Raw genomic sequence first — 21022 nt, forward strand, 5'->3', positions numbered from 1 at the left:
GCACCCGGTGTCGCGGAGGTGAACAGCCGGTGCCCCGCGCGGACGCGGAGCACCGACGGTCGGCCTAGTGCGCGACCATCGGCCGCGGGCCGTCCGTCTCGGCGGGGCGCTTCACGAAGAAGGCGGCGACGATCGCGGCGGTCGCGATCGAGGCTCCCCAGACGAACGCGGAGTGGATGCCGCCCGCCGTGGCGACGACCTCGTCGACGCCCTCGCGGGCGAGCGCGGCCGACTGCACCGAGAGCACCGTGACGAACAGCGCCGTGCCGGCTGCGCCGCCGAGCTGCTGGACCGTGCCGATGATCGCGCTGCCGTGCGAGTAGAGCGCGGGGCGCACCGAGCCGAGGCCCGCGGTGAACAGCGGCGTGAAGACCAGCGCGAGGCCGAGGCTCAGCACCACGTGCAGGGAGAGGATGAACCAGGAGACCGAGTTCTCGTCGAGCGTCGTGTAGCCCCAGAGCGCACCGGCCACGATGATCGAGCCGGGCACCAGCAGCACCCGCGGGCCGAAGCGGTCGTAGCCGCGGCCGACGAACGGCGCGAGCAGACCCATCAGCAGCCCGCCCGGCAGCAGCAGCAGACCGGTCTCGAGCGGGGTGAGGCCGAGCACGTTCTGCGTGTAGAGCGGGAGCAGGATCAGCGTGCCGAAGAGCGCCGACATGCTCACCGCCATCATCACGATGACCACGGTGAAGTTGCCCGAGGAGAAGGTGCGCAGGTCCAGCAGGGCGCGGTCGGTCTTCTGCAGCAGCAGCTGGCGGACGATGAAGGCGGCGAGCGCGACACCGGCGACGACGAAGGGCACCCAGGGAGCGACGATCGCCTCGCCGCCCTCGCCGAGGCTGCTCAGGCCGTAGACCAGGCCGCCGAAGCCGAAGACCGAGAGGACGACGGAGAGCGAGTCGATCGGGATCTTGCGCGGCTCGGTGACGTTCTCGACCTTGCGGAGGCCCAGGATCAGGGCGCCGACGGCGATCGGCAGCACGATCCAGAACATCCAGCGCCAGCTGAGGAAGTTGAGGATGACGCCCGAGATCGTCGGCCCGACGGCGGGTGCGACCGAGATGACGATGGAGATGTTGCCCATCATCCGGCCGCGGATCGCCGGCGGCACGAGGGTCATCACGGTGGTCATCAGCAGCGGCATCATGATCGCCGTGCCGCCGGCCTGCACGACGCGCGCCGCCAGCAGGACCTCGAAGGTCGGCGCGAGCGCGGCGCTGAGCGTGCCGAGGCTGAAGAGGGTCATCGCGGCGGCGAAGAGCGTGCGGGTGTGCAGCCGCTGGATCAGGTAGCCGGTGATCGGGATGACGACCGCCATCGTCAGCATGAACGCCGTGGACAGCCACTGGCCCACGTGAGCTTCGACACCGAAGTCGCGCATGAGGTCGGGCAGCGCCACGCTCATGATCGTCTCGTTGAGGATGACGACGAAGGCCGAGACCAGCAGCAGGCTGATCACCAGGCGGCTGCGCGGATCGAGGGCCGTCGAGGGCGTGTCGGTCGCGGCGGCGGGCCGCGTCTCGGGAAGGGTGCGCTCGGTCACTGGTGCGTCTCCGGTCGTGAAGGGGATCGTCGTGAGGGGGCGCATCGCCAGGGTGACGTCGATGCGACGGGTGGTACGAGACTCAGAACACTGCCAGGCGCCTCCGACATTCCCGATCGGCCGACATCCGTCGCGCATCCGGCGTGTCGGCCGCGAGGCGAGTGGTGGCGCGACGGCGCACCGCCGCCGCGACTGCATGCTGGTCGAGCAGCCCTGCAGGGGCCTGCCGCGACTGCATGCTGGTCGAGCTGCCCTGCAGGGGCATGTCGCGACTGCATGCTGGTCGAGTAGCCCCGAAGGGGCGTATCGAGACCCACCGTCCCCAGCACGGCGAGTCTGCAGTCGTCTCGTCTGCCGTCGGTGGATCTCGATACGCCCGCTCTGCGGGCTACTCGATCATCATGAAGGGCGCAGCGACGTCTTCGAGGAGTGCCCGTCACTCGACGGGAACCGGCTCCCCGATCAGACACCGACCGGTCGAGAGCGGCGCGACGACCGCCCCGAGGTACCTCGGGTCGCCGTCCTCGCCCGAGGCCTTGTGCCGGTATTGACCCACGAGGCAGGAGTCGCCGACCCTCACCGCGACGAAGACCGCATCGGCCCTCTTGTCGGCGGTCGTGATGTCGGCCGTGACCTCCAGACCGGCCCGGTCCACGCCACCGGCGATCAGCGCCCGCGTCAGATCCGCGCCGCTCGGGTCGCTGATCGACGCGACCGTCGCGCTGTTGATCGCGTCGAACGCGTCGAGATCGAGAGGCACGGCCTGACCGGGTCCGTCGACGCTCGGGACGGCGCTCGGAGCGGGCGACGGTGGTGCGGATCCCTCGATCGGCGGCAGTCCGAGTGCGCAGCCGCTGAGGACGGCGGTCACGACCGCGAGGACGGTCGCCGCCCTGGCGCCGGATCGGGAGGGCGACGGCGTCCGCTCGCGAATCCTCATCTGCACACCGACCGCTCGTCCTTCTGCAGGATCGTCGTCGTCCTGGTCCGTAGAGGACCCTAGGCACGATCGACAGCCAGAGCCTTCCCGGCGCAGGAACTCGAGGACATCGGCGCGCGACGTCTGGTCAGTGGGTCGGGCCGCACGCACATGCTGGTCGAGCAGCCCCGCAGGGGCGTCTCGAGACCTGCCCCGTCGGTACGTGAGCGCTGAGGGCCCTGCTCCTGACGGTGGTGGATCTCGATACGCCCGCTGCGCGGGCTACTCGATCAGCAGGGAGGAGGTGCGCCTGCTCCACTCCTCACCAGCAGGGAGGGGGTGCACTCGCGCCGCGCCCTACGCCGGCGCGAGCACCGCCGCGAACGCGTCCGCCGCCGCGTCCGCGTCCGCGGGCGTCGACTCCGCGCCGAAGCTGAAGCGCACCGCCGTCTGGGCGACGGACGGTTCGAGCCCGAGCGCCAGCAGCGTCGGCGACGGCTCGTCACGGCCGGCCGCGCAGGCCGAGCCGCTGGACACCACGACGCCGCGCTCCTCCAGCGCGAGCAGGATCGACTCGCCGCTGCGTCCCGGCACGACGAACGACGCGATCGAGGGGAGCCGGTGCTCCGCCGCCCCGAGCGGCACGGCCCGCGGCACCTCCGCCGCCACCCGCGCCGCGAACGCGTCGCGCACCGCCGAGACGCGGGTGCCCCGCGCGGGATCCACGAGCTGCACCGCCGCCCCGAGGGCCACCGCGAATGCGACGTTCTCGGTCCCCGAGCGCCGCGCCCACTCCTGCCCGCCGCCGTGCACGAGCGGCTCGAACGGCACGCGACTGCGCAGCAGCAGCGCCCCCACGCCCTTCGGCGCCCCGAGCTTGTGCCCCGAGATCGACACCGCGTCCGCGCCCAGGCCGACCAGGTCGATCCACCCCGCCGCCTGCACCGCGTCCACGTGCAGCGGGATCCGGTGCGGCCGGCAGAGCGCCGCGATCGCCGGCACGTCCTGCAGCGTGCCGATCTCGTTGCTCGCCGCCAGCACCGAGACCAGCGCCGTGTCCGGCCGCAGCAGTGCGGCGAGCGCCGCCACGTCCAGCCGACCCTCGCCGTCCACCGGCGCGACCGACACCTCGAAGCCGTGCAGCCGTCGCAGATGATCGGCCGACTCCACCGTCGCCTCGTGCTCGATCGCCGAGATCACGACGTGCCGGCCGCGCCCCGCGGCGAGACCGCCGAGCGCGATGCCCTTGACCGCCGTGTTGATCGACTCCGTCCCGCCCGAGGTGAAGAGGACCTCCGAGCCGCGCCCGCCGAGGAAGCGCGCCACGTGCCGCCGCGCCTCCTCCAGCGCGCGCGCCGCCGACGCGCCCAGCGCATGACTGCTCGACGGGTTGCCGTACTCGCCGGTGAGGTACGGCCACATCGCCTCGAGCACCTCGCGGCGCACGGGCGAGGTCGCCGCGTGGTCGAGGTAGATCACGCGGCCGGAGCCTCGATCGCGATGTCGAGGCCGAGATCCAGCGAGCGGACGCTGTGCGTCAGCGCGCCGACGGAGATCACGTCGACGCCCGCCTCGGCGATCGCGCGGACCGTCTCGAGGTTCACCCCGCCGCTCGCCTCGACCACGGCCCGGCCGCCGATCAGCGCGACGCCCTGCGCCAGCTGCTCGGGGGTGAAGTTGTCGAGCATGATCGTGTCGGCGCCGCCGGCGAGGGCCGCGCCGATCTGCTCCAGCCGGTCGACCTCGACCTCGATGTGCGTCGTGTGCGAGACGGCCGCGCGCGCCGCGAGCAGCGCCTCCGTCAGATCGAGTCCGCGCTGGGCGAGGATCGCGAGGTGGTTGTCCTTCGCCAGGATCGCGTCCGAGAGCGAGAAGCGGTGGTTGTGCCCGCCGCCGCTGCGCACCGCGTGCCGCTCGAGGGCGCGCAGTCCCGGCGTGGTCTTCCGGGTGTCGACGATGCGCGCGCGCGTGCCCGCCACGGCCTCGACGTAGCGCGCGGTCAGCGTCGCGATGCCGCTCATCCGCTGCACGAGGTTGAGCGCCACGCGCTCGCCGCGCAGGACTCCGCCGGCCGGTCCGTCGATCCGGGCGAGGACGTCACCGGCCGCGAAGACCGTGCCCTCGGGGACGACGTCCTGCACGCGGATCCGCGAGTCGGCCTGCAGGAACGTGCCGAGCAGCACCGCCCCGCCGCTGAAGACGCCGGGCTCGCGGGCGACGAGGGCCGCGGAGGCCGTCGCGTCGGCGGGCAGGAGGGTGTCGGAGGTGAGGTCGCCCCAGGGGGCGTCCTCCTCCAGGGCCAGGGTGACGATGCGCTCGATGCTCTGACGGGTCAGCACGGGACGGCGACCTTTCTCGTACCGGCGACGCGGTAGGCGCTCGCCGAGGGGTGGGGGTGGTCGGTGCGGTGGTGGGCGCCGCGCGACTCGGCGCGGGCCAGGGCGGCGTCGATCAGGGCGAGACCGCAGGCGCGGAGGTTCGCGTCCTCCAGCGTCGCTCTGGTCAGCGGCGCGGGGGAGTCGGCGGCGGCGAGGGCGGCCCGGGCGGCCTCGAGACCGGCGGAGTCGCGGGAGAGACCAGCCCCCGTCCAGAGCGTCTCCTGCAGGAGCGCGCGGTCGAGCGCGAGCGGCACGAGGGCGGAGGGCTCCGGCGCCTCGGACGAGGGCACCGCAGGCGGGCCGTCGAGCGCCGCCGCGACCCGCCGCGCGAACACGACGCCCTCGAGCAGGCTGTTCGACGCCAGCCGGTTCGCGCCGTGGACGCCGGTGCAGGCGACCTCGCCCACGGCGAAGAGCCCGGGGAGGCTGGTCCGCCCGTCGAGATCGGTGGCGATCCCGCCCATCCAGTAGTGCGCGGCCGGCGTCACGGGGATGAGGTCGTCGGCGAGCGAGAGCCCGCCCGCGCGGCAGGCGGCGGAGATGGTGGGGAAGCGGTGCGCGAGCACGTCCGCGGGGATCGCCCGCGCGTCGAGGTGCACCGGCAGTCCGCCCTGGAGCAGCATCCGGTCGGCGATCGCACGGGCCACCACGTCGCGGGGCGCCAGCTCGGCGTCCGGGTGCACCCCGACGAGGAAGCGCTCGCCCGCGGCGTCGCGCAGCACCGCGCCCTCGCCGCGGACCGCCTCCGACACCAGGAACCCGCCGGCCAGCGCGAGCCAGGTGGGGTGGAACTGGTAGAACTCCAGGTCGGCCGTCTGGGCACCGGCCCGGAGCGCCGCGGCGAGCCCGTCGCCGGTCGCGACCGCGGGATTGGTGGTGTGCCGGTAGAGCTGCCCGGCGCCGCCGGTCGCGAGGACGATCCCGTCGGCGTCGATCCGCTCGACCCGTCCGTCCCGCAGCACGTCCACGCCGGTCACGGCGGCTCCCGGCCGCACCAGGTCGATCAGCACCGTCTCCTCGAGCACCGTGACGGCGGCGGCGCGCAGCGCGGCGACGAGCGCCTCCTCGATCGCGGAGCCGGTCGCGTCGCCGCCGGCGTGCAGGATCCGCGGCCGCGAGTGCGCCCCCTCCAGCCCGCGGGCGAGGTCGTCGCCGTCGCGGTCGAAGCCGACGCCCCAGGCCTGCAGCGCGGCGACGGCCGCCGGGCCCTCGGCGCAGAGCACCTCGACGGCCGAGCGCGAGCAGAGCCCGGCGCCCGCGGTCAGGGTGTCCTCGACGTGCAGCGCGACGGAGTCTCCCGCCGCCGTGACGGCGGCGATCCCGCCCTGCGCGGCACGCGTGCTCGACTCCGCGAGCGCGCCCTTGGTGACGAGGACGACCTCGTGCCGGCGCGAGGCCAGCAGGGCGACGACCAGGCCGGCGATCCCGCTGCCGACCACGACGACGCGCGACACGTCACACCCCCGCGACGGGAGCAGGAGCGGGAGCGGGAGCGGCCGGACCGGCCGGCGGCACCGCGGCGAGCATCCGCTCGAGCGCCACGCGCGCCTGGTCCTGAACCGACTCGTCGACCGAGATCCGGTTGTGCACCGTCCCCGCGACCAGCCCCTCCAGCACCCACGCGAGGTACCCCGGGTGGATCCGGTACATCGTCGAGCACGGGCAGACCACGTCGTCGAGGCAGAAGATCGTGTGCTGCGGGTACTGCACGGCGAGGCGCTGCACGAGGTTGATCTCGGTGCCGATCGCGAAGGTGCTGCCGGCCGGCGCCGCCTGGATCGCCTTGACGATGTAGTCGGTCGAGCCGTACTCGTCCGCCGCGTCGACGACCGCCATCGGGCACTCCGGGTGCACGATCACACGGACGTCCGGGTGCTGGAGCCGCGCGCGCTCGATCTGCGCGACCGTGAAGCGCTTGTGCACCGAGCAGAAGCCGTGCCAGAGGATGACCTGCGCGTCGAGCAGCGTCGCCTCGTCCGAGCCGCCGCCCGGCTTCCGCGGGTTCCACATCGGCATCCGCTCGAGCGGCACGCCCATCGCCTTCGCGGTGTTGCGGCCGAGGTGCTGGTCCGGGAAGAAGAGGACCCGCTGCCCGCGAGCGAATGCGTCCTCGAGCACGGTGGTCGCGTTCGACGAGGTGCAGACCACGCCGCCGTTGCGCCCGCAGAAGGCCTTCAGCGCCGCGGACGAGTTCATGTAGGTCACCGGGATCAGCGGCACCCGGCCGTCGGCATCCGGCTCGGTGCCGTAGAGCTCGGTCAGCTCGGCCCAGGCGTCCTCGACCGAGTCGATGTCGGCCATGTCCGCCATCGAGCAGCCCGCGGCGAGGTTCGGCAGGATGACCGCCTGGTCCGGCCGGGAGAGGATGTCCGCCGTCTCGGCCATGAAGTGCACGCCGCAGAAGACGATCGCCTCGGCGTCGGGCCGGTTCGCCACCGCCTTCGCGAGCTGGAAGGAGTCGCCGACGAAGTCCGCGTACTGCACCACCTCGTCGCGCTGGTAGAAGTGGCCGAGCACGACGACGCGCTCGCCCAGCGTCTCCTTCGCCGCGAGGATGCGGCGGTGCAGCTCGTCGGCGCTCGCCGCGGTGTACTCGTCGGGGAGGCGGCCCTGCACGGGCGACGCCGCCGGGATCGGGTCGGCCTGCGAGGCTCCGGGGCCGTAGGCCGGGAGGCCGAGGTCGAACGACCAGGGCGCCTCGGCGAGCTCGGGCGCGCAGGTCGCGCCGGGGGCGGCTCCCCGCTCGATGAGCTGGATGGTGCTGTCGACCGATGTCACGGTGTCTCCTCGATGGTGCGGTTCGGACGGCGGCGGCGGCCGGTGCGGGGCCGGCGGCGGCCTGGTGCGGGCGGCGGCCGGTGCTAGACCGGCAGGGGCCCGTTGTCGACGAGTGCCACGGACCCGTCGTAGCGGTACAGCCGGGGCGGGCGGTGACGGGTGCCCGTCAGCCGCTGCTCGGTCGGCACCACGGTCTTGGAGGCCTCGATCGTCCGGCGGAAGTTCGCCGGGTCGAGGGGCTTCTGGAGGACGGCCTCGTGCACCTCGCGCAGCTGGGCGAGCGTGAAGGTCTCGCCGAGGAAGGCCTGCGCGATCCGGGAGTACTCCATCTTGTTGCGCAGGCGCCAGAGGGCGTAGTCGACGATCAGCCCGTGATCGAAGGCCAGCTCGGGGAGCAGATCGGTGCAGAGCCAGGCGACGTTCTCGTCCACGATCGCCGCGTCGGCCTCGGAGGTGCGCACCAGCGCCCAGTAGACGATCGAGACCACGCGGCGCTCGCCGCGTGAGCGCTCGGTGCCGCCGACGGCGTAGAGCTGCTCGAGGTAGCGCGGAGCGAGGCCCGTCGTCTCGCGGAGGGTGCGGCGCGCCGCCTCGGCGAGGTCCTCGTCCGGCCGGAGCGGGCCGCCGGGCAGCGCCCAGAGCCCCTGATAGGGATCGCGCAGGCGACGGACGACGGGGATCCAGACGGCAGCGGCCCCGGTCTCCGGATGCGGGCGCAGCGCGAAGATCACGGTCGACACCGCGAGCTGCGGCACTGCTGCCTCCACGAGCCCCCCTAAAGGTCACCCTGACCCTAACGACTTCCCCGAGCTTAGTGTCACCCCGACCCGAACACCACCCCGGCACACGCCGTCCTCCCCGCCGCGAGATGCCACTTGCGTTCGCGACACGCCGTGAGAAGCGTGCACAAGTGGCATCTCGCGGCGGGGGGACAGGACGCGCACCCGCCCGCTAGGGTGAGCGGACAACCGAATACCGGGCCGCATACGCGACGCGGGAGAGCCGACTCCGGTCGGCACCGAAGGAGCAAGCCTCCCCGCCAATCTCTCAGGTCTTGTACCGCGTCGAACTGGCCACTCTGGAAAGCGATCCGCAGAGGATCCGCCGATGGTGAAAGCGACCGCCCCGCGAGGGACGGCGTGAATCTCTCAGGCACCACGACAGAGGGGGAGTTCCCACGGCACTGCTGTGCCACGCATCACCGACCTGTGCGGGCGCGTGCGCAGCACTGCGACGAAATGGAGAACTCCCATGTCCGAAGAAAACCCCGTCGACGAGAACGCTGTCGAAGGCACCTCCGTCCCGACGACCCCGGCCGAGTCCGGTACCCCCGAGACCGGCGGCATCGAGATCGACTCGCCCGACGCCACCGCGCCGAGCACCGAGCCCCGCCGCTCGCCGCTGCACGACGTGCACGTGGCCGCCGGCGCCTCCTTCACCGACTTCGCCGGCTGGTGGATGCCCGTCCGCTATTCCGGCGACCTCGCCGAGCACCACGCGGTCCGCACCGCGGCGGGCCTCTTCGACCTCTCCCACATGGGCGAGATCCTCGTCGTCGGACCCGAGGCGGTGGACGCCCTCGACTACGCGCTCGCGAGCGACCTCTCCGCCGTCGCGGTCGGCCGCGCGAAGTACACCCTCCTGCTCGACCGCACCGGAGGCGTGATCGACGACCTCGTCGTCTACCGCACCGGCGAGGACCGCTTCATGGTCGTCGCCAACGCGGCCAACCGCCACGTGGTCGCCGAGCAGCTGCGCGACCGCACCGCGATGTTCGAGTGCGAGCTCTACGACGAGAGCGACGACGTCGCCTTGATCGCGATCCAGGGCCCGCGCTCGCTGGAGATCCTGCAGAACGTGCAGGGCCTCGCGATCGAGGTCGACCGCGGCGAGGAGTCGGTGCTCGACACCGACGACGCCGCCCGCCTGCTCGAGGAGCTGCGCTACTACCGCGCCGTCCCCGCCACCTTCGAGGCGCACCCGATCCTGATCGCCCGCACCGGCTACACCGGCGAGGACGGCTTCGAGATCTACGTCGCACCCGACACCGCCCCGGAGCTCTGGGAGGCGCTCGCCGAGACCGGTGCCGGCGCGGGCCTCGTCCCCGCCGGGCTCGCCGCGCGCGACACCCTGCGCCTCGAGGCGGGGATGCCGCTCTACGGCCACGAGCTCTCCCGCGACGTCTTCCCCGCGCAAGCCGGCCTCGGCCGCGTCGTCGCCCTCGGCAAGCCGATCGACTTCGTCGGCCGCGCGGCCAGCGAGGAGGGCCCCTCAGGCGACGCCCCCGTGCTGGTCGGCCTGATCGGCGAGGGCCGCCGCGCCGCCCGCGCCGACTACGGCGTGCACGGCCCCGACGACGACGTCATCGGCGTCGTCACCAGCGGCATCCTCTCGCCCACCCTCGGCGTGCCGATCGCGATGGCCTACGTCGCGCCGGCCTCCGCGCAGCCCGGCAGCGTCGTCTCCGTCGACATCCGCGGCAGCCGGCTCCCGATGACCGTCACCGAGCTCCCCTTCTACTCCAGAAAGAAGAACTGACCATGACCGTTCCCACCGAGCTCCAGTACACCTCCGACCACGAGTGGATCCTGGTCGAGGGCGAGACCGCGACCGTCGGCATCACCGCCTACGCCGCCGACAAGCTCGGCGACGTCGTCTTCGTCGAGCTGCCCGAGGCGGGCACGCGGGTCGAGGGCGGCTCCGTCGTCGGCGAGATCGAGTCGACCAAGTCGGTCGGCGAGCTGTTCGCGCCGGTCGACGGCGAGGTCCTCGAGACCAACACCGCGGTCGTCGACAGCCCCGAGCTGGTCAACGCCGATCCCTTCGGCGACGGCTGGCTGATCAAGGTGCGCTTCGACGCGCTGCCCGACGGCCTGCTCGACGCGGCCGCCTACGACGAGCTGGTGGGCGAGTAGATGGCGGCCCGCACCCCCGGAGAGTTCGAGTCCCGCCACATCGGGACCGACGCCGACGCCCAGCGCACCATGCTCGCCGCCCTCGGCTACGACTCCGTCGACGCGCTGGTCGAGGCCGCCGTCCCCGAGTCGATCCACGTCCGCGATCTCGCACCGGTGCTCCCCGCGCCGGCCACCGAGGCCGAGGCGCTGGCCGAGCTGCGCGCCCTCGCCGCGCGCAACACCGTGCGCCGTCCGCTGATCGGCCTGGGCTACCACGGCACGCTCACCCCGGCCGTGATCAAGCGCAACGTCCTCGAGAACCCGAGCTGGTACACGGCCTACACGCCGTACCAGCCCGAGATCTCGCAGGGCCGCCTCGAGGCGCTGATCAACTTCCAGACGATGGTCGCCGACCTCACCGGCCTCGACACCGCCGGCGCCTCGATGCTCGACGAGGGCACCGCCGTCGTCGAGGCGATGCTGCTGGCCCGCCGCGCCTCCAAGGCGAAGACCGACGTCTTCGTCGTCGACTCCGACGCGCTGCCGCAGACCCTCGCGCTGCTGCGCGGCCGGGCGGAGGCGGTCGGCATCCGCATCGTCGAGCTGCCGCTCTCGCGCACCGACGCGGACGAGCTGCCCGAGTCCTTCGGCGCCCTCGTCCAGTACCCCGGTGCCTCCGGTCACCTCTGGGACCCGTCCGCCGTCCTCGGCGCGGTCAAGGCGCACGGCGGTCTCGCGATCGTCGCGGCCGACCTCCTCGCGCTCACCCTCGTCCGCTCGCCGGGCGAGCTCGGTGCCGACGTCGCCGTGGGCACCACCCAGCGCTTCGGCGTCCCGATGGGCTTCGGCGGGCCGCACGCCGGCTACCTCGCCGTCCGCAAGGGCCTCGAGCGCCAGCTCCCCGGCCGTCTCGTCGGCGTCAGCCAGGACGCGGCCGGCAACCCCGCCTACCGGCTCTCGCTGCAGGCGCGCGAGCAGCACATCCGCCGCGAGAAGGCGACCTCGAACATCTGCACCGCGCAGGTCCTGCTCGCCGTGATGGCCGCGATGTACGCGGTCTACCACGGTCCGGACGGCCTCGCCCGGATCGCCGAGCAGGTGCACTCCCGTGCCGCGCTGCTGGCGCGGCTCCTGCTCGACCGCGGGCACGCGCTCCGGCACGCCGACTTCTTCGACACCGTCGCGGTCGTCGTCCCGCAGGGTGCTGAGGCGGCCGTCGCCCGCGCCCGTGAGGCCGGCTTCGACCTGCGCCTCGTCGACGCGGACACCGTCGCGGTCGCCCTCGACGAGACGGTGACCCCGGAGGAGGTCGTGGCGGTCGCCGTCGCGATCGGCGACCTCGACGCCCGGCACGGCGTCCTCGCCGGCGCCGCGCGCAGCATCCCCGGCGCGCTGGAGCGGACCACTCCGTTCCTGGTGCACCCCGTCTTCAACACGCACCGCAGCGAGACCTCGATGATGCGCTACCTCAAGCGCCTCGCCGACGCCGACTACGCGCTGGACCGCGGCATGATCCCCCTGGGCTCCTGCACGATGAAGCTCAACGCCGCGGCCGAGATGGAAGCGATCAGCTGGCCCGAGTTCGCCGGCCTGCACCCCTTCGCCCCCGAGGCCGACGTCGAGGGCTCGCTCGCCCTGGTCGACCAGCTCGAGCGCTGGCTCGCGCACCTCACCGGCTACGACTCCGTCTCGCTGCAGCCGAACGCCGGCTCGCAGGGCGAGCTCGCCGGGCTCCTCGCCATCCGCGGCTACCACCGCTCGCGCGGTGATGAGGAGCGCACGGTCTGCCTCATCCCCTCGAGCGCCCACGGGACGAACGCGGCCAGCGCCGTCCTCGCCGGGATGCGCGTCGTGGTCGTCGCCTGCGACGAGCTCGGCAACGTCGACCTCGACGACCTCCGCGCGAAGATCGCCGAGCACGCCGAGGGCCTCGCCGCCCTGATGATCACCTATCCGTCCACCCACGGCGTCTACGAGCACGAGGTCGCCGAGATCTGCCGGCTCGTGCACGAGGCCGGCGGCCAGGTCTACGTCGACGGCGCGAACCTCAACGCGCTGCTCGGCTTCGCCCGCTTCGGCGACTTCGGCGGCGACGTCTCGCACCTCAACCTGCACAAGACGTTCTGCATCCCGCACGGCGGCGGCGGCCCCGGCGTCGGCCCCGTCGCCGCGAAGGCGCACCTCGCGCCGTTCCTGCCGGGCCACCCGCTCGCGCAGCGGCTCGAGCACTCCGTCGGCCAGCACGGCGAGACCGTCGTCCACGGCGGTGCTCCCGTCTCGGCGGCCCCGTACGGCAGCCCCGGCATCCTGCCGATCTCCTGGGCCTACGCCCGGATGATGGGCGAGGAGGGACTGCGCGCCGCCACCGGCGCGGCGGTCCTCTCGGCCAACTACGTCGCCGCCCGCCTGCGCGAGCACTACCCGGTGCTCTACACCGGCGGCAGCGGACTCGTCGCGCACGAGTGCATCCTCGACATCCGCCCGCTCACCGCGGCCACCGGAGTAACCGTGGACGACGTCGCCAAGCGCCTCGTCGACTACGGCTTCCACGCGCCGACGATGAGCTTCCCCGTCGCGGGCACGCTGATGGTCGAGCCGACCGAGAGCGAGGACCTCGCCGAGATCGACCGCTTCATCGACGCGATGATCGGCATCAAGGCCGAGGCCGACCGCGTCGGCGCGGGGGAGTGGCCGGTGGACGACAACCCGCTGCGGGGCGCCCCGCACACCGCGGAGTGCCTCGTCGACGCGGAGTGGTCGCACCCGTACAGCCGCGAGGAGGCCGTCTACCCGGTCCGCTCGCTGGTCCGCGGCAAGTACTGGCCGCCGGTCCGCCGCGTCGACCAGGCCTACGGCGACCGCAACCTCGTCTGCGCCTGCCCGCCGATCGAGGCCTTCGCCTGATCAGACTGCTCAGCGGTGCACAACTAAGGCTGGATGGCCCGAAACTCTCGAAAAAGTCGAGTTTCGGGCCATTCAGCCTTAGTTGTGTACGCGGCGCCGCTCCACCTCCATCACCTGCCCGCGCGCGTTCTCCACATCTTTCGCGAGAGTGCCGCACCAGGAGTGTCCGCCGCGCCACCCTCGACGTATGGATCGCCTTCTCACCGCCCTCGCCGAGCAGGGAGGCGTGGCGTCCGCCGCGCAGCTCGCCGCCGCGCGGTGTAGTCGACGCGACCTCGACCGGTCGCTGAGGGACGGGCTGGTTCTCCGCCTGCGGCGGGGCTGGTTCGCGCTTCCGTCCGTTGCGCCCGAGGAACGCGCCGCGGTCGCGGCGGGCGGAGTCCTCTCGTGTGTCTCCGCGCTGGCCGCTCGCGACCTGTGGGTCCTCTCGGAGGGCGCGCTTCACGTAGCTGTTCCGTCGAACGCCGTTCGAACGATTCGACGCGGTGTCGTTCTGCATTGGCGGCAGTGGCCGGGGTGCGGACCCGATTCCAACTCCCGCGACGGCGTCCGTTCCGCGATCCTGCACGCTGTCCTCTGCCTGCCGGAGGAGGAGGCGGTCATGGCCTTGGACTCTGCTGCGTACAACGGAGTGCTGCCGTACGACGACCTGATGGATCTCCGAGCGATGGTCCCTGTCGAGAAGCGTCGAGTCTTCGATCTGGTCGAGCCTCTCTGCCAATCGGGTCTCGAGACGCGCATCAGACTCGCGGCCGTCCGGCTCGGAGCTCGAGTGCGTGCGCAGGTCCCCGTCGAGGGGGTGGGGCACGTGGACAACGTCCTCGGAGACTGCCTCGCCGTCGAGACCGACGGGCGGAGGTTCCACACCGGTTCGACTCAGTTGGAAGAGGACTACCGGAGGAGCCTGGCGTTGCAGGCGCTCGGGTTCGTCGTCGTGCGGCTCTCTTCGAGGCAGGTGCTGCACTCCTGGCCGCAGACGGAGGCCGTTCTGAGACTTCTCGTGCAAAGGCGGAAGCATCTGTGGACCAGCACCGAGCGCAATCGGCTCGCCGAGGAGCGCTGATCGTCGACTGCGGTGGCGCGCTCGACAGCAGTGTCGGGGCGTCAGCAGAGTCAGGGCGTCGGAGTGACCGTCGGCGTCGCGGTCGGCGTCGGCGCCGCGAACAGCTCCGGCCAGAGGGCGACCGCCAGCGGGTAGCCCACGAACGACACGATGTCGATGACCGAGTGCGCGATGACCAGCGGCAGCGTGCGCCCGAAGCGCTGGTAGAACAGGCCGAAGACCACGCCCATGATCACGTTGCCGATGAACGGCCCGATGCCCTGGTAGAGGTGGTAGCTGCCCCGGAGCAGGGCGCTCGCGAACAGGATCCTCCACCGCCCCCAGCCGAGGTCGCCGAGGCGCGCGAAGAGGTAGCCGATCATGATCACCTCCTCCTGCACCCCCGCCCGGATCGCCGAGAGCACCAGCACGGGCACCGTCCACCAGTAGGCGTCCAGCGGTGACGCGACCACCGCGACCGTGATCCCGAGCGCCCGGCCGAGCGCGTACAGACCGATGCCGGGTGCGCCGATCGCCACCGCGAGCACGACTCCCGTGCCGAGGTCGGGGAGCGGCCGGCGCAGGTCGAGCCCGAGCCGACCGAGCGGACGCCGGCCGCCCTGCCAGAGCAGGAAGACGCAGAGCAGCACCGGCACGAGGTCGAAGAACAGCGCGAGCAGCTGGTAGATCAGGTCGAAGGCCGGGCGGTCGCTGAGCGCTCCGTTGATCGTCGTCGACTGCTGCCCGAGCGAGACCGAGCGGGTGAGCTTGTTGGCGATCGAGACGACGGAGTAGACCGCCGACGCCCCCAGGGAGAGCCCGAGGACCAGGAGGATCTCCGCCCCGATCCGGCCCCGGGACTGTGCGGACGCTGGGGGAGCGGTGGACACGCGGGCCCCTTCCTCGGATTCGCTGGTGTGCGCGGAACGACGCGCAGACGCACGTTTCGTGCGAATCCGCGCAAGGATTCCACCTCCTGGTTACCGCTGTGTAACGGTTTCCTCATCGTTTTGTGGCGATAGGCAGTCGATACATAGTCTCGACAGAGGCATTCGCGCGGTGGCCACCAGTCTCGCGCGCCGACGTCGTCGCCACGCGCACGGCACTCCACGCGTCAGGGAAACCACTTCTCGCGCGCCCCCACACCACTGGAGGAATTGTGAAAATCAGACGTTACGGCCTCGGAGCTCTGGCGCTCGTCGCCGCGAGCACGCTGGTCCTGGCCGGCTGCAGCAGCTCGAACGACTCGGGCGGCGGAGACGCGAGCGGCGACACCGCCGCAATCATCTCCACCAACGGCTCGGAGCCGCAGAACCCGCTGGTCCCGACCAACACCAACGAGGTGGGCGGCGGCAAGATCCTCGACGAGATCTTCGCGGGCCTGGTCTACTACGACGCCGAGGGGGCGCCGAACAACGACGTCGCCGAATCGATCGAGTCGGACGACGCGCAGAACTACACCATCACCATCAAGGACGGCCTGACGTTCACGAACGGCGACCCGGTGACCTCGAGCTCCTTCATCGACGCCTGGAACTACGGCGCGAAGCTCTCGAACAACCAGCTCAGCTCGTCGTTCTTCGCGAACTTCGAGGGCTACAGCGACACCGAGGACAGCGAGCTCACCGGCCTCAAGGCCGTGGACGACACCACCTTCACCGTGGCGCTCAAGTCCCCGCAGTCGGACTTCCCGATCAGCCTCGGCTACTCGGCGTACTACCCGCTGCCCGCCGTCGCGTTCGACGACATGGCCGCGTTCGGCGAGAACCCGATCGGCAACGGCCCGTACAAGCTGGCCGGCGACGACGCGTGGCAGCACGACGTCCAGATCGACCTGGTCAAGAACGAGGACTACTCCGGTCCCCGCGAGGCGCAGAACGGCGGCCTGAAGATCGTCTTCTACGCCACCCAGGACGCGTCCTACGCCGACCTCCTCGGCGGCAACGTCGACGTGGTCGACCAGATCCCGGACTCCGCCTTCGGCACCTTCGAGAGCGACCTCGGCGACCGCGCCGTGAACCAGCCCGCCGCGATCTTCCAGTCCTTCACCATCCCGGAGCGCCTCGCGCACTTCGGCGGCGAGGAGGGCCAGCTGCGCCGTCAGGCCATCTCGATGGCCTTCGACCGCAAGGAGATCACCGACGTGATCTTCGAGGGCACCCGCACTCCCGCCTCCGACTTCACCTCCCCGGTGATCGACGGCTACAGCGACTCCCTCGAGGGCGCCGACGTGCTCGAGTACAACCCCGACGAGGCCAAGGCGCTGTGGGCTCAGGCCGACGCGATCAGCCCCTGGGACGGCACCTTCAAAATCGCCTACAACGCGGACGGCGGCCACCAGGGCTGGGTCGACGCGGTGACCAACTCGATCAAGAACACGCTGGGCATCGAGGCCGAGGGCGACGCCTACCCGACCTTCGCCGAGGCGCGCACCAAGATCGTCGACCGCTCGATCGAGACGGCGTTCCGCACCGGTTGGCAGGCCGACTACCCGAGCCTCTACAACTTCCTCGGACCGCTCTACGTGACCGGCGCCTCGTCGAACGACGGCGACTACACGAACCCCGAGTTCGACGCTCTCGTCGCCTCGGGCCTCTCCGACGCCGACACCGACGCTGCGAACACCACGTTCCAGCAGGCGCAGGAGACCCTCCTCACCGACCTCCCGGCGCTGCCGCTCTGGTACGCGAACGTGACCGGCGGCTACGGCGAGGGCGTGTCGAACGTCGAGTTCGGCTGGAACTCGGTGCCGCTCTACTACGAGATCACCAAGAACTAAGCTCGAACCACTGGGGCGCTTCGCCCGTGCCGCCGGCCACCAGGTCACGGCACGGGCGGAGCGCCCTGTTTCGGTCACAATCGAATGAGGTCCCCATCCATGCGACTCCGGAACCGGCTGGGCTGACATGCTCGCCTACATCGTCCGACGCATCCTGCAAGCCGTCCCCGTGCTCATCGGCACCACGTTCCTCATCTACTTCATGGTCTTCTCCATGCCGGGGAACCCGCTCCTGTCGCTCTTCGGCGACAAGACGCCGAGCCCCGCGCTCCTCGCCCGCCTCGAGGAGCAGTACCACCTGAACGAGCCGTTCATCGTCCAGTACCTGTACTACCTGGGAGGCGTCGTCCGCGGCGACTTCGGCATCTCGTTCTCGGGCCAGTCGGTCAACGAGATCCTCGCCCGCACCTTCCCGGTGACCCTGACCCTCGCGATGATGGCGATCATCATCGAGATCGTCGTGGCGCTGACCATCGGCCTCATCAGCGGACTGCGCAAGGGCAGCTTCTTCGACGCGAGCGCCCTGGTCGTCAGCCTCCTGCTCGTCTCGGTGCCGATCTTCGTGCTCTGCTTCATCGCGCAGTCGTTCTTCGCGATCCAGCTGGGCTGGTTCCCTCCGACGGTCGGTGCCGACGCGTCGTTCCAGAGGCTCCTGCTCCCGGCGATCGTGCTCGCGCTGTTCGTGGTCGCCTCGGCGATCCGCCTGACCCGCGGCTCGGTCATCGAGACCGCGGGCTCGGACTTCGTGCGCACCGCGTACAGCAAGGGACTCTCGCGTCGTCGCGTCATCCCGGTGCACGTCCTGCGCAACTCGCTGATCCCGGTCACCACGCAGTTCGGAGCCGACTTCGGCCTCCTGATCGTCGGTGCCACCGTGACCGAGGGCATCTTCAACGTTCCCGGCGTCGGGAACACGCTCTACCAGGCGATCATCCGAGGGGAGCGACCGACCGTCGTCTCCTTCGTCACGGTCATGGTGCTGTTCTACCTCGTGGTGAACATCCTCGTCGACCTGCTCTACGCCGTACTCGACCCGAGGATCCGCTATGCCAAATGAGTTCTCCGGCGGCGCGCAGAAGGCCCGCCGCATCGACCACTTCGTCGCCCCGCTCGAGGAGACGCCGATCGCGTCCGTCGACGCGGTCAGCCTCGACGAGAAGCCCAGCAACCTCTGGACCGACGCCTGGCGCGACCTGCGCAAGCGCCCGATGTTCTGGATCTCCGGCGTGATGATCGTCGTGATCATCGCGGTCGCCCTGCTCCCCGGCCTGTTCACCTCGGTGGACCCGCGGCAGTGCGCGCTCTCGTTCAGCAACCAGGGCCCGGGCGGCGGCAGCCTGCTCGGCTACACCAAGCAGGGCTGCGACGTCTTCTCCCGCATCATCCACGGCACGTCCACGTCGCTGACCGTCGGTCTGATCGTGATCGTCATCACGACCGTCTCCGGCGTCATCGGCGGCGCGCTGGCCGGCTTCTTCGGCGGCTGGGTCGACACCGTGATCATGCGCCTCGGCGACATCTTCTTCTCGATCCCCTACATCCTCGCCGCGGTCGTCATCATGTCGGTCTTCTCGGCCTACCGGAACGTCTTCGTCATCGCCCTGGCGATCGGAGCGTTCGCATGGCCCACGACGGCGCGCGTGCTGCGCTCCGAGGTCCTCCGCGTCAAGCAGTCCGACTTCGTCGGCGCCGCCACAGCGACGGGCCTGTCCAAGATGGCGATCCTGTTCCGGCACGTGCTGCCGAACTCGATCGCCCCCGTCATCGTCGTCACGACCATCTCGCTCGGCGCGGCCATCACCGCGGAGGCGACGCTGTCGTTCCTCGGCGTCGGCCTGCCCGGCTCGGTGATGTCCTGGGGCAACGACATCAGCCAGGCGCAGCGCGACCTGCGCACCAACCCGCAGACGCTGATCTACCCGTCGATCGCGCTGACGGTGACGGTGCTGAGCTTCATCCTCCTGGGCGAGTCGCTCCGCGACGCGCTCGACCCGAAGGCGAGGGCCCTCCGATGACGTCCACGACACCGAGCACCCCGCAGGGGCCGCTGCTCCAGGTCACCGACCTCGAGGTCGGCTTCCAGACCGGCAGCGGACTGGTCCCCGCACTCCGCGGCGTCAGCCTGACGATCGAGCACGGCCAGACCGTCGCGATCGTCGGCGAGTCCGGCTCCGGCAAGTCGACGACCGCCGCGGCGATCATCGGCCTGCTCCCCGGCACCGGCACGGTCACCGGCGGCTCCGTCCTGTTCGACGGCAAGGACCTGGCCAAGGCGACCAGGACCGAGCTCGAGGACATCCGCGGCCGCCGGATCGGCTACGTGCCGCAGGACCCGATGTCCAACCTCAACCCGGTCTGGTCGGTCGGCTTCCAGGTCGAGGAGACGATCAAGGCCAACGGCCTCGCCTCCGGCCGCAAGGAGGTCCGGGCCAAGGCGATCGAGGTCCTGCAGAACGCCGGGCTCGCGGACGCCGAGAAGCGGCTCAAGCAGTTCCCGCACCAGTTCTCCGGCGGCATGCGCCAGCGGGTGCTGATCGGCATCGGCCTGGCCGCGTCGCCGCAGCTGCTGATCGCGGACGAGCCCACCTCGGCGCTCGACGTGACCGTGCAGCGGCGCATCCTCGACCACCTCGAGACCCTGACGAGGACCGACGGCACCGCGCTGCTCTTCATCACGCACGACCTGGGCCTCGCCGCCGAGCGCGCCGAGAAGCTCATCGTGATGTACAAGGGCCGGATCGTGGAGTCGGGCGCCTCGGTGGAGGTGCTGCAGAACCCGCAGCACCCCTACACGCAGCGCCTGATCGCCGCGGCGCCGAGCCTCGCCTCGCGCCGCATCCAGTCGACCGCCGGCAAGGCGACCGAGGCGGTGCCCGGCGAGTCCGCGGCCGTCCGCGAGGTCGACCTGGTCGGCGCGGCCGGCGCCCACCACGGCGCGGCGACCACCACCGCGCGGCCGATGATCGAGCTCGACGGGCTCACCAAGGTCTTCAAGATCCGCCGCGGCGGGCTGAAGGCCGAGGACTTCACGGCGGTCGACGACGTGTCGTTCTCAATCCCCAAGGGCACCACCACGGCGCTCGTGGGGGAGTCGGGCTCGGGCAAGTCGACGATCGCCCGCCTCGTGCTCGGCCTCGAGACGGCGACGTCCGGCGCGATCTCGATCGACGGCCGTCGCACCGAGAAGCTCCGCGGCAAGGAGATGCTGGCGCTGCGGCGCTCGATGCAGCCGGTGTTCCAGGACCCGTACGGCTCGCTCGACCCGCTGCACAACATCGGCAACACCATCTCGGAGCCGCTGCGGGTGCACAAGGTCGGCGACCGCACCTCGCAGCGCGAGCGCGTGCTCGAGCTGCTCGACCAGGTGTCCCTCCCGCGGGTCATCGCGAGCCGCTACCCGAACGAGCTCTCCGGCGGCCAGCGCCAGCGCGTGGCGATCGCCCGCGCGCTCGCGCTCAAGCCCGAGATCGTGGTGCTCGACGAGGCGGTGTCGGCCCTGGACGTGCTCGTCCAGGCGCAGATCCTCCGCCTCCTGGCCGACCTGCAGGCCGAGCTCGGGCTCACCTATCTGTTCATCACGCACGACCTCGCCGTGGTCCGCGTGATCGCCGACGACGTCTGCGTGATGCAGAAGGGCCGGATCGTCGAGCACGCCTCGACCGACACCGTGTTCGAGTCGCCGCAGCAGGAGTACACCCGCGAGCTGCTCGCCGCCATCCCGGGCGCCGGGATCGAGTTCGCGGTCTAGTCCGCCTGATCCACTCCGCGAGGGCCCCGTT

16 protein-coding genes and 1 riboswitch are annotated in these 21022 nt (G+C 71.5%); of the genes, 8 read left to right on the forward strand and 8 right to left on the reverse strand.

Translation table 11 applies throughout. The features are described 5' to 3' along the window. Positions 1-64: 64 nt before the first annotated feature. The 7 genes from EDF45_RS06045 to EDF45_RS06075 form a co-directional block, all read right to left on the reverse strand. Positions 65-1591, reverse strand: a complete 1527-nt coding sequence (locus EDF45_RS06045) for a DHA2 family efflux MFS transporter permease subunit (RefSeq protein ID WP_123735304.1) — start codon at positions 1589-1591, stop codon at positions 65-67. A 391-nt stretch (positions 1592-1982) separates the two neighbouring features. Next, positions 1983-2486 carry a DUF6993 domain-containing protein gene (locus tag EDF45_RS06050; protein ID WP_148070810.1) on the reverse strand — a complete coding sequence of 168 codons (504 nt, stop codon included), beginning with the start codon at positions 2484-2486 and terminating at the stop codon, positions 1983-1985. A gap of 336 nt (positions 2487-2822) precedes the next feature. Then, positions 2823-3944: a cysteine desulfurase family protein gene (locus EDF45_RS06055; RefSeq protein WP_123735306.1), complete on the reverse strand. Its 1122-nt coding sequence runs from the start codon at positions 3942-3944 to the stop codon at positions 2823-2825. Next, a complete protein-coding gene (gene nadC / locus EDF45_RS06060) occupies positions 3941-4804 on the reverse strand; it encodes a carboxylating nicotinate-nucleotide diphosphorylase (RefSeq protein WP_123735307.1) in 864 nt (287 codons plus the stop codon). Before nadC ends, EDF45_RS06055 begins: the two co-directional genes overlap by 4 nt. Beyond that, entirely contained in the window at positions 4798-6297 is a 1500-nt protein-coding gene (nadB, locus tag EDF45_RS06065; protein ID WP_123735308.1) for an L-aspartate oxidase, read from the reverse strand. The genes nadC and nadB overlap by 7 nt, the downstream gene beginning before the upstream one ends. A gap of 1 nt (position 6298) precedes the next feature. Next, entirely contained in the window at positions 6299-7621 is a 1323-nt protein-coding gene (gene nadA / locus EDF45_RS06070; RefSeq protein WP_123735309.1) for a quinolinate synthase NadA, read from the reverse strand. Positions 7622-7704: 83 nt separating this feature from the next. Continuing rightward, positions 7705-8388 (reverse strand): NrtR DNA-binding winged helix domain-containing protein, encoded by a 684-nt coding sequence (locus EDF45_RS06075; RefSeq protein WP_123445439.1) that lies wholly within the window; start codon positions 8386-8388, stop codon positions 7705-7707. 217 nt (positions 8389-8605) lie between these two features. Beyond that, positions 8606-8693: riboswitch (glycine riboswitch) on the forward strand. A 179-nt stretch (positions 8694-8872) separates the two neighbouring features. On the opposite strand from EDF45_RS06075, the gene gcvT reads away from it, so the two are divergent. The 4 genes from gcvT (at position 8873) to EDF45_RS06095 (ending at position 14485) form a co-directional block, all read left to right on the forward strand. After that, positions 8873-10159, forward strand: coding sequence for a glycine cleavage system aminomethyltransferase GcvT (gcvT, locus tag EDF45_RS06080; RefSeq protein ID WP_123735310.1), 1287 nt, complete (start codon positions 8873-8875; stop codon positions 10157-10159). A 2-nt stretch (positions 10160-10161) separates the two neighbouring features. Next, a complete protein-coding gene (gene gcvH / locus EDF45_RS06085) occupies positions 10162-10536 on the forward strand; it encodes a glycine cleavage system protein GcvH (RefSeq protein ID WP_123735311.1) in 375 nt (124 codons plus the stop codon). Beyond that, positions 10537-13422 (forward strand): aminomethyl-transferring glycine dehydrogenase, encoded by a 2886-nt coding sequence (gene gcvP, locus EDF45_RS06090; protein WP_123735312.1) that lies wholly within the window; start codon positions 10537-10539, stop codon positions 13420-13422. It begins immediately after the preceding gene. Positions 13423-13609: 187 nt separating this feature from the next. Further along, on the forward strand, positions 13610-14485 hold the full coding sequence (locus EDF45_RS06095; protein ID WP_123735313.1) for a type IV toxin-antitoxin system AbiEi family antitoxin domain-containing protein: 876 nt from the start codon (positions 13610-13612) through the stop codon (positions 14483-14485). A 50-nt stretch (positions 14486-14535) separates the two neighbouring features. On the opposite strand, the gene EDF45_RS06100 is transcribed toward EDF45_RS06095, so the two are convergent. Next, the gene (locus tag EDF45_RS06100) at positions 14536-15354 is read right to left on the reverse strand and encodes a CPBP family intramembrane glutamic endopeptidase (protein WP_123735314.1); all 819 of its coding nucleotides are present in this window, start codon (positions 15352-15354) and stop codon (positions 14536-14538) included. A gap of 269 nt (positions 15355-15623) precedes the next feature. On the opposite strand from EDF45_RS06100, the gene EDF45_RS06105 reads away from it, so the two are divergent. From EDF45_RS06105 to EDF45_RS06120, 4 genes are all read left to right on the forward strand, one after another. Continuing rightward, the gene (locus tag EDF45_RS06105; protein ID WP_123735315.1) at positions 15624-17243 is read left to right on the forward strand and encodes an ABC transporter substrate-binding protein; all 1620 of its coding nucleotides are present in this window, start codon (positions 15624-15626) and stop codon (positions 17241-17243) included. Between the two features lie 127 nt (positions 17244-17370). Then, positions 17371-18300, forward strand: coding sequence for an ABC transporter permease (locus tag EDF45_RS06110; RefSeq protein ID WP_123445445.1), 930 nt, complete (start codon positions 17371-17373; stop codon positions 18298-18300). Further along, the gene (locus EDF45_RS06115) at positions 18290-19258 is read left to right on the forward strand and encodes an ABC transporter permease (RefSeq protein WP_123445446.1); all 969 of its coding nucleotides are present in this window, start codon (positions 18290-18292) and stop codon (positions 19256-19258) included. Before EDF45_RS06110 ends, EDF45_RS06115 begins: the two co-directional genes overlap by 11 nt. Next, positions 19255-20991: an ABC transporter ATP-binding protein gene (locus EDF45_RS06120; protein WP_123735316.1), complete on the forward strand. Its 1737-nt coding sequence runs from the start codon at positions 19255-19257 to the stop codon at positions 20989-20991. The genes EDF45_RS06115 and EDF45_RS06120 overlap by 4 nt, the downstream gene beginning before the upstream one ends. The last annotated feature ends 31 nt before the right edge of the window (positions 20992-21022 follow it).

Origin of the sequence: Rathayibacter sp. PhB186, assembly GCF_003751825.1 — a bacterium.
GTDB classification, from domain to species: domain Bacteria; phylum Actinomycetota; class Actinomycetes; order Actinomycetales; family Microbacteriaceae; genus Rathayibacter; species Rathayibacter festucae.